The organism is Citrobacter sp. wls716, assembly GCF_005280975.1.
Taxonomy (GTDB): Bacteria; Pseudomonadota; Gammaproteobacteria; order Enterobacterales; family Enterobacteriaceae; genus Citrobacter; species Citrobacter youngae.
The window spans coordinates 1-15,094 of sequence record NZ_SZWX01000054.1 but is presented as its reverse complement, the minus strand read 5'-3'; the positions used below and the strand labels follow the sequence as shown (position 1 = coordinate 15,094).

Here is a 15,094-nt window from a genome sequence, read left to right as displayed (position 1 = left end):
TAGCAGATGGCTAAACAACCGGGATTAGATTTTCAAAGTGCCAAAGGTGGCTTAGGCGAGCTGAAACGCAGACTGCTGTTTGTAATCGGCGCGCTGATTGTGTTCCGTATTGGCTCTTTCATTCCGATCCCTGGTATTGATGCCGCTGTACTTGCCAAACTGCTTGAGCAACAGCGAGGCACCATCATTGAAATGTTTAACATGTTCTCTGGTGGTGCACTCAGCCGTGCTTCTATCTTTGCTCTGGGGATCATGCCGTATATTTCGGCGTCGATCATTATCCAGCTGCTGACGGTGGTTCATCCAACGCTGGCAGAAATTAAGAAAGAAGGGGAGTCTGGTCGTCGTAAGATCAGCCAGTACACCCGTTACGGTACTCTGGTGCTGGCTATATTCCAGTCGATCGGTATTGCTACCGGTCTGCCGAATATGCCTGGTATGCAGGGCCTGGTGATGAACCCAGGCTTTGCATTCTATTTCACCGCTGTTGTAAGTCTGGTTACAGGGACGATGTTCCTGATGTGGTTGGGTGAACAGATTACTGAACGTGGTATCGGCAACGGTATCTCAATCATTATCTTCGCCGGTATTGTCGCGGGACTCCCGCCAGCCATTGCCCATACTATCGAGCAAGCGCGTCAAGGCGACCTGCACTTCCTCGTGTTGCTGTTGGTTGCAGTATTAGTATTCGCAGTGACGTTCTTTGTTGTATTTGTTGAGCGTGGTCAACGCCGCATTGTGGTAAACTACGCGAAACGTCAGCAAGGTCGTCGTGTCTATGCTGCACAGAGCACACATTTACCGCTGAAAGTGAATATGGCGGGGGTAATCCCGGCAATCTTCGCTTCCAGTATTATTCTGTTCCCGGCAACCATCGCGTCATGGTTCGGGGGCGGGACTGGTTGGAACTGGCTGACAACAATTTCGCTGTATTTGCAGCCTGGGCAACCGCTTTATGTGTTACTCTATGCGTCTGCAATCATATTCTTCTGTTTCTTCTACACGGCGTTGGTTTTCAACCCGCGTGAAACAGCAGATAACCTGAAGAAGTCCGGTGCATTTGTACCAGGAATTCGTCCGGGAGAGCAAACGGCGAAGTATATCGATAAAGTAATGACCCGCCTGACTCTGGTTGGTGCGCTCTACATTACCTTTATCTGCCTGATCCCGGAGTTCATGCGTGATGCAATGAAAGTACCGTTCTACTTCGGTGGGACCTCACTGCTTATCGTTGTTGTCGTGATTATGGACTTTATGGCTCAAGTGCAAACTCTGATGATGTCAAGTCAGTACGAGTCTGCATTGAAGAAGGCGAATCTGAAAGGCTACGGCCGTTAACAGTCGCCCGAGAAGTTACGGAGAGTAAAAATGAAAGTTCGTGCTTCCGTCAAGAAATTATGCCGTAACTGCAAAATCGTTAAGCGTGATGGTGTCATCCGTGTGATTTGCAGTGCCGAGCCGAAGCATAAACAGCGCCAAGGCTGATTTATTCGCATATTTTTCTTGCAAAGTTGGGTTGAGCTGGCTAGATTAGCCAGCCAATCTTTTGTATGTCTGTGCGTTTCCATTTGAGTATCCTGAAAACGGGCTTTTCAGCATGGTGCGTACATATTAAATAGTAGGAGTGCATAGTGGCCCGTATAGCAGGCATTAACATTCCTGATCAGAAACATGCTGTGATCGCATTAACTTCGATCTACGGCGTCGGCAAGACCCGTTCTAAAGCCATTCTGGCTGCCGCGGGTATCGCTGAAGATGTTAAGATCAGTGAGCTGTCTGAAGAACAAATCGACACGCTGCGTGACGAAGTTGCCAAATTTGTCGTTGAAGGTGATCTGCGCCGTGAAGTTAGCATGAGCATCAAGCGCCTTATGGATCTTGGTTGCTATCGCGGTTTGCGTCATCGTCGTGGTCTCCCGGTTCGCGGTCAGCGTACCAAGACCAACGCACGTACCCGTAAGGGTCCGCGCAAACCGATCAAGAAATAATCGGGGTGATTGAATAATGGCAAAGGCACCAATTCGTGCACGTAAACGTGTAAGAAAACAAGTCTCTGACGGCGTGGCTCATATCCATGCTTCTTTTAACAACACCATCGTTACCATTACTGATCGTCAGGGTAACGCACTGGGTTGGGCAACAGCCGGTGGTTCCGGTTTCCGTGGTTCTCGCAAATCCACTCCGTTTGCAGCTCAGGTTGCAGCAGAGCGTTGCGCTGAAGCCGTAAAAGAATACGGTATCAAGAATCTGGAAGTTATGGTCAAAGGACCGGGTCCAGGTCGCGAATCTACTGTTCGTGCTCTGAACGCCGCTGGTTTCCGCATCACTAATATTACTGATGTGACTCCGATCCCTCATAACGGTTGTCGTCCGCCGAAAAAACGTCGCGTATAACGCTGTCGTTTCTAGGATTGTTGGAGAAAGAAAATGGCAAGATATTTGGGTCCTAAGCTCAAGCTGAGCCGTCGTGAGGGCACTGACTTATTCCTTAAGTCTGGCGTTCGCGCGATCGATACCAAGTGTAAAATTGAACAAGCTCCTGGCCAGCACGGTGCGCGTAAACCGCGTCTGTCTGACTATGGTGTGCAGTTGCGTGAAAAGCAAAAAGTTCGCCGTATCTACGGTGTGCTGGAGCGTCAGTTCCGTAACTACTACAAAGAAGCAGCGCGTCTGAAAGGCAACACCGGTGAAAACCTGTTGGGTCTGCTGGAAGGTCGTCTGGACAACGTTGTATACCGTATGGGCTTCGGTGCCACTCGTGCAGAAGCACGTCAGCTGGTCAGCCATAAAGCAATTATGGTAAACGGTCGTGTTGTTAACATCGCTTCTTATCAGGTTAGTCCGAATGACGTTGTTAGCATTCGTGAGAAAGCGAAGAAGCAGTCTCGCGTGAAAGCCGCTCTGGAGCTGGCTGAGCAGCGTGAAAAGCCAACCTGGCTGGAAGTTGATGCTGGCAAGATGGAAGGTACGTTCAAGCGTAAGCCGGAGCGTTCTGATCTGTCTGCGGACATTAACGAACACCTGATCGTCGAGCTTTACTCCAAGTAAAGCTTAGTACCAAAGAGAGGACACAATGCAGGGTTCTGTGACAGAGTTTCTAAAACCGCGCCTGGTAGATATCGAGCAAGTGAGTTCGACGCACGCCAAGGTGACCCTTGAGCCTTTAGAGCGTGGCTTTGGCCATACTTTGGGTAACGCACTGCGCCGTATTCTGCTCTCATCGATGCCGGGTTGCGCGGTGACCGAGGTTGAGATTGATGGTGTACTACATGAGTACAGCACCAAAGAAGGCGTTCAGGAAGATATCCTGGAAATCCTGCTCAACCTGAAAGGGCTGGCGGTGAGAGTTCAGGGTAAAGATGACGTTATTCTTACCTTGAATAAATCTGGCATTGGCCCTGTGACTGCAGCCGACATTACCCATGATGGGGATGTCGAAATCGTCAAGCCACAGCACGTGATCTGCCACCTGACCGATGAGAATGCATCTATTAGCATGCGTATCAAAGTTCAGCGCGGTCGTGGTTATGTGCCGGCTTCTACCCGAATTCATTCGGAAGAAGATGAGCGCCCAATCGGCCGTCTGCTGGTCGACGCATGCTACAGCCCTGTAGAGCGTATTGCCTACAATGTTGAAGCAGCGCGTGTAGAACAGCGTACCGACCTGGACAAGCTGGTCATCGAAATGGAAACCAACGGCACAATCGATCCTGAAGAGGCGATTCGTCGTGCGGCGACCATTCTGGCTGAACAACTGGAAGCTTTCGTTGATTTACGTGATGTACGTCAGCCGGAAGTTAAAGAAGAGAAACCAGAATTCGATCCGATCCTGCTGCGCCCTGTTGACGATCTGGAATTGACTGTCCGCTCTGCTAACTGCCTCAAAGCAGAAGCTATCCACTATATCGGTGATCTGGTACAGCGTACTGAGGTTGAGCTTCTTAAGACGCCTAACCTTGGTAAAAAATCTCTTACCGAGATTAAAGACGTGCTGGCTTCCCGTGGACTGTCTCTGGGCATGCGCCTGGAAAACTGGCCACCGGCAAGCATCGCTGACGAGTAACCGGATCACAGGTTAAGGTTTTACTGAGAAGGATAAGGTCATGCGCCATCGTAAGAGTGGTCGTCAACTGAACCGCAACAGCAGCCATCGCCAGGCTATGTTCCGCAATATGGCAGGTTCACTGGTTCGTCATGAAATCATCAAGACGACTCTGCCGAAAGCGAAAGAGCTGCGTCGCGTAGTTGAGCCGCTGATTACTCTTGCCAAGACTGATAGCGTAGCTAATCGTCGTCTGGCATTCGCCCGCACTCGTGATAACGAGATCGTGGCAAAACTGTTTAACGAACTGGGCCCGCGTTTCGCGAGCCGCGCCGGTGGTTACACTCGCATTCTGAAGTGTGGCTTCCGTGCAGGCGACAACGCGCCGATGGCATACATCGAGCTGGTTGATCGTTCAGAGAAAACAGAAGCTGCTGCAGAGTAATCTGTAGTAACGTAAAAAAACCCGCCTCGGCGGGTTTTTTTATATCCGTCATATCCCCACTTATCTACAATATCTGTACTCTTTTTGTTCATCCCCTGGAGTGTTGTATGTGGTTACTGGACCAGTGGGCAGAGCGCCATATTATTGATGCACAAGCTAAAGGCGAGTTTGATGATTTACCGGGAACGGGCGAACCGCTGACTCTTGACGATGACTCCCATGTCCCGCCTGAACTGCGAGCCGGATACCGTTTATTAAAAAATGCAGGTTGCCTCCCTCCTGAGCTCGAGCAACGCAGAGAAGCAATACAGCTGCTTGAAATACTCGCGGGGATCCGCAAAGATGATCCAAGTTATCCGGAGGTGAGCCGAAGACTGTCGCTGCTGGAACTTAAACTTCGGCAGGCTGGACTCAGCACCGAGTTTTTGCGCGGTGACTACGCAGATAAGCTGCTAAAAAAGATCAACGATGAATAGCGGAGAGAGCATGTACCGAATTGGTGAAATAGCGAAACTGGCTGACGTGACGCCAGATACTATCCGCTACTATGAAAAGCAGCAGATGATGGAGCATGAAGTGCGTACTGAAGGCGGATTTCGCCTCTATACAGAAAGCGATCTTCAGCGCCTGAAGTTTATTCGTTATGCCCGCCAGCTTGGTTTCACTCTGGAGTCGATCCGAGAATTGCTTTCGATCCGTGTTGATCCCGAACACCATACCTGTCAGGAATCAAAAGGGATCGTCCAGGAAAGACTGCAAGAAGTCGAAGCACGTATTGCCGAACTTCAGACGATGCAGCGGTCTCTGCAGCGATTGAATGATGCATGCTGCGGCAAGGCACATAGCAGCGTGTACTGCTCTATTCTTGAAGCTCTTGAGCAAGGCGCCAGTGGAACAATATCAGGCTGTTGATTTCTTGAACTGCCGGGTCTACACTCGCGGCGTAAATTACTACAAACTGGAGATATTATGAGTCGTTATCAGCACACCAAAGGGCAGATAAAAGACAACGCCATTGAGGCGCTTCTGCATGACCCACTGTTCAGACAGCGCGTTGAGAAGAATAAAAAAGGTAAAGGTAGTTATCTGCGTAAAGGTAAACATGGCAATCGGGGTAACTGGGAGGCCAGTGGCAAGAAAGTGAATCACTTTTTTACCACTGGCCTTCTGGTTTCAGTGAGTGCTTAAGAACGGTTATTTTGTTCTTTCAGCAGGTCACGAATTTCACTCAGCAATACTTCTTCTTTCGAGGGAGCTGGCGGTGCAGCCGGCTCTTCCGCTTTTTTACGATTCAGTTTGTTGATCAGTTTGATTGCCATAAAGATAGCAAACGCCACAATAATGAAATCAAATACGTTCTGAATAAATACACCGTAATGCATAACGACAGCCGGGATGTCTCCCTGCGCATCGCGTAATGTCAAAGCAAACTGTTTAAAATCGATCCCACCAATTAACAACCCCAGTGGCGGCATGATGATATCGGCAACCAGCGATGAAACAATCTTACCGAATGCCGCACCAATAATGACACCCACTGCCAAATCGACAACATTCCCGCGCATCGCGAATTCGCGAAACTCTTTAATAATGCTCATTTTATTCTCCCTATGCAGCTGACGTTTATAAGTTTAACAAATGTTTAGGCAATTTCCATTTATGTATTGCCGAAAGGAAAATTTATTAGACCATGAAATATAAAGGGAAATAAAAAGGGCGCTGTATTCGCGCCCAAATTATTACAGGAAGAAAGGACTTGGCTGGAATAGTCGCTCGACGTCAGTAATAAACTTTTTGTCTGTCAGGAACATGATAACGTGATCACCCTGCTCAATACGCAGGTTGTCATTGGCTATCATCACGTCGTTACCTCGCACTACCGCACCAATAATGGTACCGGGTGGAAGTTTAATTTCATCAATTGAGCGTCCCACAACCCGAGATGTTGTTTCATCCCCGTGTGCGACGGCTTCAATGGCTTCCGCGACGCCACGGCGTAGTGAAGAAACGCCGACAATGTCAGCTTTACGTACGTGACTGAGCAGCGCGGAGATGGTCGCCTGCTGCGGTGAAATAGCAATATCGATCACGCTACCTTGCACCAGATCGACGTATGCTCTGCGTTGGATTAACACCATCACTTTCTTGGCACCCATCCGTTTGGCAAGCATCGCCGACATGATATTCGCTTCATCATCGTTGGTCACTGCGATAAACAGATCAACTTGATCAATATGTTCTTCAGCCAGCAGCTCTTGATCCGAGGCATCACCGAAAAAGACGATCGTATTTTGCAATTTCTCCGCAAGCTCGGATGCCCGTTGCTGATTGCGCTCGATCAGTTTGACGCTGTAATCTTTTTCCAGACGTCGGGCCAGACCAGCACCGATATTACCGCCACCCACTAACATAATACGCTTGTAGGGTTTTTCCAGACGCTGCAGTTCACTCATTACGGCGCGAATATGCTGTGATGCCGCAATAAAGAACACTTCATCACCCGCTTCAACGATCGTAGAACCTTGTGGACGGATTGGTCGATCATGACGGAAAATCGCCGCAACGCGGGTATCGATGTGTGGCATATGTTCGCGCATTGTCGACAGTGCATTGCCGATCAATGGTCCGCCGTAATAGGCTTTTACTACTGCCAGACTGACTTTACCTTCGGCAAAATTGACTACCTGTAATGCACCCGGATATTCAATCAGTCGATAAATGCTATCGATAACCAGTTGCTCCGGCGCAATCAGGTGATCGATAGGTACCGCATCGGATTGGAATAGCTTGTCCGCATCACGAACATAATCCGGTGAACGAATACGGGCGATGCGATTAGGCGTATTAAACAGTGAATAAGCTACCTGGCAGGCAACCATATTTGTTTCATCTGAGCTGGTTACGGCAACCAGCATATCGGCATCGTCGGCCCCAGCTTCACGCAGTACGCGAGGATGTGAACCGTGCCCTTGCACGACGCGGAGATCAAACTTGTCCTGCAGGCTGCGCAGGCGTTCACCATTGGTATCGACTACCGTGATATCGTTGTTTTCTCCGACCAGGTTTTCAGCCAGCGTACCGCCAACTTGCCCTGCGCCCAGAATGATAATTTTCATCAGTCGCGACCCGTTATCTCATCACTTTTTGATTAGCTTAGCGTAAAAGAAGCCATCGCCATCTTCCGCACTTGGTAAATTCTGACGTCCGGGTTTTTCCGGCGTACCGGTTTCGCTTAATACCGCATCCGGCGTGCGTGCCAGGAAGGCGGTAATTTGCTGCTGGTTTTCTTCTGGCAGGATAGAGCACGTTGCATAAACCAGCGTGCCGCCAGGTTTAAGATGTAACCAGGTTGCATTCAGGATCTCGGCCTGCAATTGGGCAAGTTCGGCAATATCCCGGTCGCGGCGCAGCCATTTGATATCCGGATGGCGACGAATCACCCCGGTGGCAGAACACGGAGCATCCAGCAAAATACGGTCAAACTGTTGTTCGCCACACCATTGTTGTGGATATCGACCATCACCCTGTTTTACGGTTGCCTTCATGCCGAGGCGTTTCAGATTGTCGTAAACGCGCGATAAGCGTTTCTCATCGACATCGACGGCCATCACGTTAGCTTGCGGAGCAACTTCCAGAATGTGCGTCGTTTTACCGCCCGGCGCGCAGCACAGGTCGAGGATCTGTTCACCGTTCTCCGGCAACAGATAAGTTACACATCCTTGAGCTGAAGCATCCTGGACGGTTACCCAGCCTTCATCAAAGCCTGGGAGGGCGTGTACAGGAGCCGGCGTTTCCAGACGCACTGCATCCGGATAATCCGGATGTGGGAAGCCGGTTAATCCTGCTTCGCTAAGCAGGTCCAGCCAGGCGTCGCGCGTATGGTGGTTACGATTGACACGCAGCCACATCGGTGGTCGCTGATTATTGGCTTCAAGAATAGCTTCCCACTGCTGCGGATAAGCGGCCTTAATACGTTTCACCAGCCAGGAAGGGTGTAAGAAACGTAAATCGCTTTGCGCGAACTCGGCCAGCAGTTCATCCTGACGACGCTGAAACTGGCGCAACACGCCGTTGATCAACCCTTTAAGCTGCGGACGCTTTATGACAACCGCACCTTCGACAGTCTCAGCCAGCGCAGCGTGCGGTGGAATACGGGTATGCAGTAGCTGGTAGAAGCCCACCATGATCAGATAGTGAACGGTGCGCTGTTTGCCCGTCATTGGACGTTCCATCAGCTGCTGGATCATCCACTCCAGTTGGGAGAGCGTGCGTAATACGCCGAAGCAAAGTTCCTGCAACAGCGCCTTATCTTTGTCGGCTACTTTTTGCTGCATGGCGGGCAGTACGTTACTCAACGATTGGCCCTTTTCGACAACCTGTTCGACAGCCTGGGCCGCCATACTGCGTAAATTAAGATGTTTTTTCATAAGCGCAAAAATAAAAATGCCCGGAGGCTCCGGGCTTTAAAAGAGATGAACCGTCAGATCAGACGATTCCCGGGCACAAACCACTCCCGACGCGAATTGAGCAGATCCTGTGCGCTCATCGCTTTCTTACCGGCAGGCTGTAAAGCGATGAGATTCAGGATGCCGTCGCCTGTTGCGACCTGGATGCCCTGCTTTGTCGCCTCGAGGATGGTGCCTGGTGCAGACTGTGTGTTCACAGCAATAACAGAAGCTTTCCAGACTTTCACTGGCTGACCTTCGATTTCAAGCCAGCTCATTGGCCACGGGTTAAAGGCGCGGATACAGCGTTCCAACTGAGTGGCCGAAAGCGACCAGTCGATACGTGCCTCTTCTTTGCTGAGTTTTTCTGCATGTGTCACCAGAGATTCATCTTGTACCACTGGTTTTATGGTGCCAGCAGCCAGCTGTTTTAGCGTTTCAATCAGCCCCTGCGGCCCTAAATCTGCCAGCTTGTCGTATAACGAACCGCTGGTATCTTCTGCCGTAATTGGGCACGACAGCTTATGCAGCATATCTCCGGTGTCCAGACCGACATCCATCTGCATGATGGTTACACCTGTTTCGGTGTCGCCTGCCCACAATGAACGCTGGATCGGTGCGGCCCCACGCCAGCGTGGAAGCAGAGAACCATGAACGTTGATGCAACCCAGACGCGGCATGTCCAGTACGGCTTTTGGCAGAATCAGGCCATATGCCACCACCACCATTACATCAGCGTGCAGATCAGAAACCAGTTGTTGGTTTTCCTGGGGACGAAGAGATACAGGTTGGAAAACGGGTATCCCTTTTTCTTCCGCCAGCACTTTTACCGGGCTGGGCATCAGCTTTTTACCACGTCCCGCAGGGCGGTCCGGTTGGGTAAACACCCCAACGACGTTATGTCCAGAAGACAACAGCGCGTCGAGATGACGCGCTGCAAAGTCAGGTGTGCCCGCAAAAATAATACGTAGTGAGTCTGACACGTTGATTCTTGTCCTTAAGCTCGGGCGTTCAGGCGGTCGAGTTTTTCAACTTTCTGACGAATACGTTGTTGCTTCAACGGAGACAGATAATCGATAAACAGTTTACCGACCAGGTGATCCATTTCATGTTGGATGCAGATAGCCAACAGGCCATCGGCCTCCAGTTCAAAAGGCTTACCGTCGCGATCGAGCGCACGAATTTTTACTTTTTCAGCGCGCGGTACTAATGCACGTTGTTCAGGAATAGACAGGCAGCCTTCTTCAATGCCCGTTTCACCGTCTTTTTCCAGCAGCTCTGGGTTAATGAGTACCAGACGCTCGTCACGGTTTTCAGAGACATCAATAACAATGATGCGCTGATGAATATCGACCTGTGTTGCGGCCAGACCGATACCTTCTTCGGCGTACATCGTTTCGAACATATCATCAACGATACGCTGAATTTCTGCATTCACTTCTTCAACCGGCTTTGCGACTTTGCGAAGACGCTCGTCCGGAATATGTAACACTTGCAAAACTGACATAGTTATCCAGAGTTGTGTTCAGGAATTGGAAAGATTATTACCTCTATTCTAGACAAAACCCGCTCTGATTGACAGCATCAGTGACCAATCGCAAAGATTGCCAGGACTGCTTGTGGCAGGGGAACAGGGATGACCCATATTGAGATTTGGTTACGTTTAGCACAAGTGAATGAACTGTATGGTGATGAGATGGTGCGCACTGCTCGCTGGCTTATCGCTCAACCGAGTATTAACAATACGGTACTTCGGCATGCAGGGTTCACTCCTCGCCAGGTCGAACGTTTTCTGGCCTTTTCTGAACAGTCACTGGAAAAAACGCTGCGTTGGCTTGAGTTACCCCATCATCATCTGGTTTTTGCCGACAGCAAGTATTTTCCGCCGCAGCTGCGTGCTATTGAGGATTACCCTGGCGTACTTTTCATTGCTGGCCGCCCTGAGTGTCTTCACTCATTTCAAGTTGCTGTTGTCGGCAGTCGGCAGTACTCCTGGTATGGCGAACGATGGGCGCGGTTGTTCTGCGAAAAGCTTTCAGCATGTGGTGTGACGATCACTAGCGGACTGGCTAAAGGGATTGACGGTGTGGCGCATACTGCAGCGATAAACACACACGGGGCCAGTATTGCGGTACTGGGAAATGGTTTGGAAACTATATATCCACGGCGACATGTTCGTCTTGCCGAAAGTTTGATAGAGGCCGGAGGTGCTCTGGTGTCCGAGTTTCCTTTGGATATGCTCCCTTTACCGCGTAATTTTCCCCGACGAAATCGCATTATTAGTGGTCTAAGTAAGGGAGTACTGGTTGTTGAAGCGGCACAGCGTAGTGGCTCATTAGTCACTGCACGCTGTGCGCTGGAACAAGGACGGGAGGTTTTTGCTTTGCCTGGACCGATAGGGAGTCCGGGAAGTGAAGGTCCCCATTGGCTCATTCAGCAGGGAGCCATGCTTGTGACGGCACCAGAGGAAATACTGGAAAGTTTGCAATATGGGCTGCAATGGCTGCCAGATGAGCCTGAAAAATCAATTTATTCGCCGGATCACGAAGAGGTGGCATTGCCATTTTCAGAGCTCCTGGCTAACGTAGGAGATGAGGTAACACCTGTTGACGTCGTCGCTGAACGTGCCGGCCAACCTGTGCCAGAGGTAGTGGCTCAACTGCTCGAACTGGAGTTAGCAGGATGGATCGCAGCTGTACCCGGCGGCTATGTCCGATTGAGGAGGGCAAGCCATGTTCGACGTACTAATGTATTTGTTTGAGACATATATCCATAACGAAGCTGAGCTGCGGGTGGATCAGGACAAACTGGAACGGGATCTTACCGACGCTGGTTTTGATCGTGAAGACATCTACAACGCGTTACTGTGGCTGGAAAAGCTTGCTGATTATCAGGACGGCCTTGCAGAACCTATGCAGCTTGCATCAGATCCCCTTTCTGTACGTATTTATACTGCAGAAGAGTGCGATCGGCTGGATGCGAGCTGTCGGGGGTTCCTGCTATTCCTGGAGCAGATTCAGGTGCTAAACCTCGAAACGCGAGAAATGGTGATAGAGCGCGTACTTGCGCTGGATACGGCTGAGTTTGATCTGGAAGACCTGAAGTGGGTGATCCTGATGGTTCTGTTCAACATTCCAGGCTGCGAAAATGCCTATCAGCAAATGGAAGAATTACTCTTTGAAGTGAATGAAGGTATGCTGCATTAATCAATCTTCATTCAGTATGAGTTGTTATGGCTAAATCAGCACTGTTTACGGTGCGTAAAAACGAGCCCTGCCCACAATGTGGGGCTGAACTGGTTATTCGTTCCGGGAAACACGGCCCGTTTCTTGGTTGCTCACACTATCCAGAATGCGATTATGTCCGTCCGCTGAAATCATCTGCGGACGGACATATAGTCAAAGTTCTGGAGGGTAAATTCTGCCCTGCATGTGGCGCTGAACTGGTGCTGAGGCAGGGACGATTCGGTATGTTTATTGGGTGCAGTGATTACCCTGCCTGCGATCACACTGAGCTTATCGATAAGCCTGATGAAACCGCAATAGTGTGCCCCCAATGCCAGACGGGCCATTTGGTTCAGCGGCGTTCACGTTATGGCAAAACCTTCTACTCCTGCGATCGCTATCCGGAGTGTCAGTTTGTCATTAACTTCAAACCGTTAGCGGGAGAGTGTCCAGAGTGCCACTATCCGCTACTCATCGAAAAGAAAACCGCGCAGGGTGCGAAGCATTTCTGTGCCAGTAAACAATGTGGAAAGCCGATCCCGGCGGAATAAAAAAGTGAATAAAAACCTGCCTACGGACCCCATCGCTGCCGCGATAGAGGTTCTGCAACAAGAAAATGTCATCGCTTATCCAACAGAAGCCGTTTTTGGTGTCGGTTGCAATCCTGACAGCGAAACGGCGGTAATGCGTCTGTTGGAACTCAAACAACGTCCAATTGATAAAGGTTTGATTTTGATTGCAGCAAGCTTTGATCAACTCAAACCGTATATTGATGACAGTATGCTCACCGATGCTCAACGTGAAGCAGTTTTCGCTCGCTGGCCTGGCCCTGTCACTTTCGTTTTCCCGGCTCCTGCGACAACGCCGCGTTGGCTAACCGGTCGTTTTGATTCGCTCGCCGTGCGCGTCACGGATCACCCGCTGGTGGTTGCATTGTGCCAGGCTTATGGCAAGCCATTAGTTTCTACCAGTGCCAATCTGAGTGGACTGGCACCCTGCAGAACGGTAGAGGAAGTACGAGCGCAGTTCGGGGAAGATTTTCCAGTGGTTGAAGGTAATACCGGCGGACGTTTGAATCCCTCGGAAATCAGAGATGCTTTGACGGGTGAACAGTTTCGACAGGGGTAATATGAAAGAAGCCTATGCTGTTTTTGGTAATCCGGTAGCACACAGCAAATCGCCTTTTATTCATCAGCAATTTGCAGAGCAGCTGAAGATTGATCACTCTTATGGTCGGGTGTTGGCGCCGATCAATAACTTTGTGAATACGCTCAATGCCTTTTTTGCTGATGGGGGGAAAGGGGCTAATGTTACCGTTCCTTTTAAAGAAGAGGCTTTTGCGCGTGCTGATGAACTAACAGAGCGGGCATCGCTGGCTGGGGCGGTCAATACTCTAAAACGGCTGGAGGATGGGCGTTTACTGGGTGATAACACCGATGGTATCGGCCTGCTTAGCGATCTTGAGCGTTTGTCTTTCATTCATCCCGGGTCTCGTATCCTGTTGATTGGGGCTGGTGGAGCGTCCCGTGGCGTGTTGCTGCCTCTCCTGTCTATGGATTGCGCGGTGACTATTGTTAATCGCACCGCCTCACGTGCTGAAGAATTGGCGCAGATCTTCTCCCATACCGGCAGCGTTCAGGCGGTAGGATTGGATGAGCTGGATAATTACACCTTCGATCTGATCATCAACGCAACGTCCAGTGGTATTAGCGGTGATGTTCCAGCCATTCCTGCATCGCTTATTCATTCTTCGGTTTATTGCTACGACATGTTCTATCAAAAGGGGAATACTCCGTTCCTTTCCTGGTGCGTATCGCATGGTGCAAAACATTGTGCTGATGGTTTGGGAATGCTGGTGGGGCAAGCGGCACATGCTGTTTTGCTCTGGCATGGTGTACTACCGAAGATTGAGCCTGTGATTAAAACACTGCAACAGGAACTTTCTGCATGAATCAGGCGATTCAATTCCCTGATAGGGAAGAGTGGGTGGCGGATATTAATTCCGTCGTCTTCCCGGCGATGGTTCATGGTATGCAGCTAAAATGTGCCATAAAAGGAGAGACGCTGGCGCATCGCTTTGGCGGCGACACGCCTGAACAGTGGCTTGAAACTTTTCGCGAATATCGCTGGGATCTGGAAGAAGAGGCTGAAGCATTGATCCAGGCCCAGCAGGAAGATTCTCAAGGTTGGGTCTGGTTATCCTGACCTAAATACTCATCTTTCCACTTCACGTAGTGGTCAGCAGAATACTGTAGGCCTGCTTTCTCTTCATCAGTTAGTGGGCGGATTTGTTTAACCGGGCTTCCCAGATACAGATATCCGCTTTCCAGGCGTTTGTTTTGTGGAACCAGGCTCCCAGCCCCAATCATAACGTCGTCTTCTACGACTACGCCATCCAGCAGAATCGATCCCATACCGACTAAAACGCGGTTGCCAATGATGCAACCGTGTAGCATGACTTTATGACCAACCGTAACGTCCTCACCCACGATCAGTGGATTACCCTGCGGATTAGACGTGGATTTATGCGTGACATGGAGAACGCTGCCGTCCTGGATGTTTGTACGGGCGCCAATCTGTACGTAGTTCACATCGCCACGAATCGCAACCAGTGGCCAAATCCCGACATCATCAGCCAGACGAGCATCGCCAATGACAACACTACTACTATCGATCATGACGCGTTTGCCGATCTGTGGGAAAAGATCCTTATAAGGACGCAGTACATCAGACATGTTTACCTCAATGAAAATAGGGCGGTAATGAAGACTTTGGTTGGATTATTGAGACTGTGCAAGTGGTTTAGCTATCAAAAATCAGCCAAATTGCACAGGAATGTAGCGAAAGGAGTGAAAAACAAGCATTCGGCAAAAAAGATCCAAAAAACACTTGTGCTAAAAAATGGGATCCCTATAATGCGCCTCCATCGACACGGCGG

Annotated in this window: 22 protein-coding genes; 16 read left to right on the top strand and 6 right to left on the bottom strand. The window is 50.1% G+C overall.

All coding sequences use genetic code 11. The annotated features are described in order from the left end of the window. Positions 1-6 precede the first annotated feature (6 nt). The 10 genes from secY to arfA all read left to right on the top strand — a co-directional run bounded on the left by secY (position 7) and on the right by arfA (position 5,675). On the top strand, positions 7-1,338 hold the full coding sequence (gene secY, locus FDX24_RS20810) for a preprotein translocase subunit SecY (protein ID WP_001118864.1): 1,332 nt from the start codon (positions 7-9) through the stop codon (positions 1,336-1,338). Positions 1,339-1,368: 30 nt separating this feature from the next. Then, a complete protein-coding gene (gene rpmJ / locus FDX24_RS20805) occupies positions 1,369-1,485 on the top strand; it encodes a 50S ribosomal protein L36 (protein WP_000868187.1) in 117 nt (38 codons plus the stop codon). A 146-nt stretch (positions 1,486-1,631) separates the two neighbouring features. Next, positions 1,632-1,988, top strand: a complete 357-nt coding sequence (rpsM, locus tag FDX24_RS20800) for a 30S ribosomal protein S13 (protein WP_003031135.1) — start codon at positions 1,632-1,634, stop codon at positions 1,986-1,988. A 16-nt stretch (positions 1,989-2,004) separates the two neighbouring features. Then, positions 2,005-2,394, top strand: coding sequence for a 30S ribosomal protein S11 (gene rpsK / locus FDX24_RS20795; RefSeq protein WP_003031137.1), 390 nt, complete (start codon positions 2,005-2,007; stop codon positions 2,392-2,394). Positions 2,395-2,427: 33 nt separating this feature from the next. Continuing rightward, positions 2,428-3,048, top strand: a complete 621-nt coding sequence (gene rpsD, locus FDX24_RS20790; protein ID WP_003031138.1) for a 30S ribosomal protein S4 — start codon at positions 2,428-2,430, stop codon at positions 3,046-3,048. A gap of 25 nt (positions 3,049-3,073) precedes the next feature. Beyond that, positions 3,074-4,063 carry a DNA-directed RNA polymerase subunit alpha gene (gene rpoA, locus FDX24_RS20785; protein WP_003031139.1) on the top strand — a complete coding sequence of 330 codons (990 nt, stop codon included), beginning with the start codon at positions 3,074-3,076 and terminating at the stop codon, positions 4,061-4,063. Positions 4,064-4,103: 40 nt separating this feature from the next. Further along, positions 4,104-4,487, top strand: coding sequence for a 50S ribosomal protein L17 (rplQ, locus tag FDX24_RS20780; RefSeq protein WP_001216370.1), 384 nt, complete (start codon positions 4,104-4,106; stop codon positions 4,485-4,487). 107 nt (positions 4,488-4,594) lie between these two features. Continuing rightward, the gene (locus tag FDX24_RS20775; protein ID WP_137364875.1) at positions 4,595-4,963 is read left to right on the top strand and encodes a DUF1992 domain-containing protein; all 369 of its coding nucleotides are present in this window, start codon (positions 4,595-4,597) and stop codon (positions 4,961-4,963) included. Positions 4,964-4,973: 10 nt separating this feature from the next. Then, a complete protein-coding gene (gene zntR, locus FDX24_RS20770) occupies positions 4,974-5,399 on the top strand; it encodes a Zn(2+)-responsive transcriptional regulator (protein WP_048213521.1) in 426 nt (141 codons plus the stop codon). Positions 5,400-5,456: 57 nt separating this feature from the next. Next, positions 5,457-5,675: an alternative ribosome-rescue factor ArfA gene (gene arfA / locus FDX24_RS20765; protein WP_048213520.1), complete on the top strand. Its 219-nt coding sequence runs from the start codon at positions 5,457-5,459 to the stop codon at positions 5,673-5,675. Here the strand turns inward: arfA and mscL are convergent. From mscL to def, 5 genes are all read right to left on the bottom strand, one after another. After that, entirely contained in the window at positions 5,672-6,085 is a 414-nt protein-coding gene (gene mscL / locus FDX24_RS20760) for a large-conductance mechanosensitive channel protein MscL (protein WP_003031152.1), read from the bottom strand. The two genes, arfA and mscL, sit on opposite strands and share 4 nt — an antisense overlap. A 141-nt stretch (positions 6,086-6,226) precedes the next feature. Beyond that, positions 6,227-7,603 (bottom strand): Trk system potassium transporter TrkA, encoded by a 1,377-nt coding sequence (gene trkA, locus FDX24_RS20755; protein WP_003031153.1) that lies wholly within the window; start codon positions 7,601-7,603, stop codon positions 6,227-6,229. Between the two features lie 21 nt (positions 7,604-7,624). Then, positions 7,625-8,914 (bottom strand): 16S rRNA (cytosine(967)-C(5))-methyltransferase RsmB, encoded by a 1,290-nt coding sequence (gene rsmB, locus FDX24_RS20750; protein WP_137364874.1) that lies wholly within the window; start codon positions 8,912-8,914, stop codon positions 7,625-7,627. A 53-nt stretch (positions 8,915-8,967) separates the two neighbouring features. Next, positions 8,968-9,915 carry a methionyl-tRNA formyltransferase gene (gene fmt, locus FDX24_RS20745; protein WP_061068718.1) on the bottom strand — a complete coding sequence of 316 codons (948 nt, stop codon included), beginning with the start codon at positions 9,913-9,915 and terminating at the stop codon, positions 8,968-8,970. A 14-nt stretch (positions 9,916-9,929) separates the two neighbouring features. After that, complete coding sequence (def, locus tag FDX24_RS20740; RefSeq protein WP_040232019.1) at positions 9,930-10,439, bottom strand: peptide deformylase; 510 nt, start codon at positions 10,437-10,439, stop codon at positions 9,930-9,932. Between the two features lie 129 nt (positions 10,440-10,568). On the opposite strand from def, the gene dprA reads away from it, so the two are divergent. From dprA to FDX24_RS20710, 6 genes are read left to right on the top strand one after another with little or no spacing between them, the layout of a single operon-like run. Then, entirely contained in the window at positions 10,569-11,693 is a 1,125-nt protein-coding gene (gene dprA, locus FDX24_RS20735) for a DNA-protecting protein DprA (protein WP_048213517.1), read from the top strand. Further along, the gene (gene smg / locus FDX24_RS20730; RefSeq protein WP_005134083.1) at positions 11,665-12,138 is read left to right on the top strand and encodes a DUF494 family protein Smg; all 474 of its coding nucleotides are present in this window, start codon (positions 11,665-11,667) and stop codon (positions 12,136-12,138) included. Before dprA ends, smg begins: the two co-directional genes overlap by 29 nt. A gap of 26 nt (positions 12,139-12,164) precedes the next feature. Then, positions 12,165-12,707, top strand: a complete 543-nt coding sequence (locus tag FDX24_RS20725; protein WP_101743186.1) for a type I DNA topoisomerase — start codon at positions 12,165-12,167, stop codon at positions 12,705-12,707. A 4-nt stretch (positions 12,708-12,711) separates the two neighbouring features. Then, positions 12,712-13,284, top strand: coding sequence for an L-threonylcarbamoyladenylate synthase type 1 TsaC (gene tsaC, locus FDX24_RS20720; RefSeq protein ID WP_048213515.1), 573 nt, complete (start codon positions 12,712-12,714; stop codon positions 13,282-13,284). Between the two features lies 1 nt (position 13,285). Continuing rightward, complete coding sequence (gene aroE / locus FDX24_RS20715) at positions 13,286-14,107, top strand: shikimate dehydrogenase (protein WP_048213514.1); 822 nt, start codon at positions 13,286-13,288, stop codon at positions 14,105-14,107. Next, complete coding sequence (locus tag FDX24_RS20710) at positions 14,104-14,361, top strand: DUF1488 domain-containing protein (protein ID WP_061068716.1); 258 nt, start codon at positions 14,104-14,106, stop codon at positions 14,359-14,361. Before aroE ends, FDX24_RS20710 begins: the two co-directional genes overlap by 4 nt. On the opposite strand, the gene FDX24_RS20705 is transcribed toward FDX24_RS20710, so the two are convergent. Then, on the bottom strand, positions 14,337-14,891 hold the full coding sequence (locus FDX24_RS20705; RefSeq protein ID WP_137364873.1) for a gamma carbonic anhydrase family protein: 555 nt from the start codon (positions 14,889-14,891) through the stop codon (positions 14,337-14,339). The genes FDX24_RS20710 and FDX24_RS20705 overlap by 25 nt on opposite strands. Positions 14,892-15,094: the final 203 nt, after the last annotated feature.

Excerpts from the sequence above, each read along its gene's own strand:
- arfA (WP_048213520.1), top strand. The coding sequence starts at position 5,457 with ATGAGTCGTTATCAGCACACCAAAGGGCAGATAAAAGACAACGCCATT.
- FDX24_RS20775 (WP_137364875.1), top strand. The coding sequence starts at position 4,595 with ATGTGGTTACTGGACCAGTGGGCAGAGCGCCATATTATTGATGCACAA.
- dprA (WP_048213517.1), top strand. The coding sequence starts at position 10,569 with ATGACCCATATTGAGATTTGGTTACGTTTAGCACAAGTGAATGAACTG.
- FDX24_RS20710 (WP_061068716.1), top strand. The coding sequence starts at position 14,104 with ATGAATCAGGCGATTCAATTCCCTGATAGGGAAGAGTGGGTGGCGGAT.
- smg (WP_005134083.1), top strand. The coding sequence starts at position 11,665 with ATGTTCGACGTACTAATGTATTTGTTTGAGACATATATCCATAACGAA.
- rplQ (WP_001216370.1), top strand. The coding sequence starts at position 4,104 with ATGCGCCATCGTAAGAGTGGTCGTCAACTGAACCGCAACAGCAGCCAT.
- rpmJ (WP_000868187.1), top strand. The coding sequence starts at position 1,369 with ATGAAAGTTCGTGCTTCCGTCAAGAAATTATGCCGTAACTGCAAAATC.
- secY (WP_001118864.1), top strand. The coding sequence starts at position 7 with ATGGCTAAACAACCGGGATTAGATTTTCAAAGTGCCAAAGGTGGCTTA.
- FDX24_RS20725 (WP_101743186.1), top strand. The coding sequence starts at position 12,165 with ATGGCTAAATCAGCACTGTTTACGGTGCGTAAAAACGAGCCCTGCCCA.
- mscL (WP_003031152.1), bottom strand. The coding sequence starts at position 6,085 with ATGAGCATTATTAAAGAGTTTCGCGAATTCGCGATGCGCGGGAATGTT.
- FDX24_RS20705 (WP_137364873.1), bottom strand. The coding sequence starts at position 14,891 with ATGTCTGATGTACTGCGTCCTTATAAGGATCTTTTCCCACAGATCGGC.
- def (WP_040232019.1), bottom strand. The coding sequence starts at position 10,439 with ATGTCAGTTTTGCAAGTGTTACATATTCCGGACGAGCGTCTTCGCAAA.
- rpsK (WP_003031137.1), top strand. The coding sequence starts at position 2,005 with ATGGCAAAGGCACCAATTCGTGCACGTAAACGTGTAAGAAAACAAGTC.
- rpoA (WP_003031139.1), top strand. The coding sequence starts at position 3,074 with ATGCAGGGTTCTGTGACAGAGTTTCTAAAACCGCGCCTGGTAGATATC.
- rpsD (WP_003031138.1), top strand. The coding sequence starts at position 2,428 with ATGGCAAGATATTTGGGTCCTAAGCTCAAGCTGAGCCGTCGTGAGGGC.
- zntR (WP_048213521.1), top strand. The coding sequence starts at position 4,974 with ATGTACCGAATTGGTGAAATAGCGAAACTGGCTGACGTGACGCCAGAT.
- aroE (WP_048213514.1), top strand. The coding sequence starts at position 13,286 with ATGAAAGAAGCCTATGCTGTTTTTGGTAATCCGGTAGCACACAGCAAA.
- rsmB (WP_137364874.1), bottom strand. The coding sequence starts at position 8,914 with ATGAAAAAACATCTTAATTTACGCAGTATGGCGGCCCAGGCTGTCGAA.
- trkA (WP_003031153.1), bottom strand. The coding sequence starts at position 7,603 with ATGAAAATTATCATTCTGGGCGCAGGGCAAGTTGGCGGTACGCTGGCT.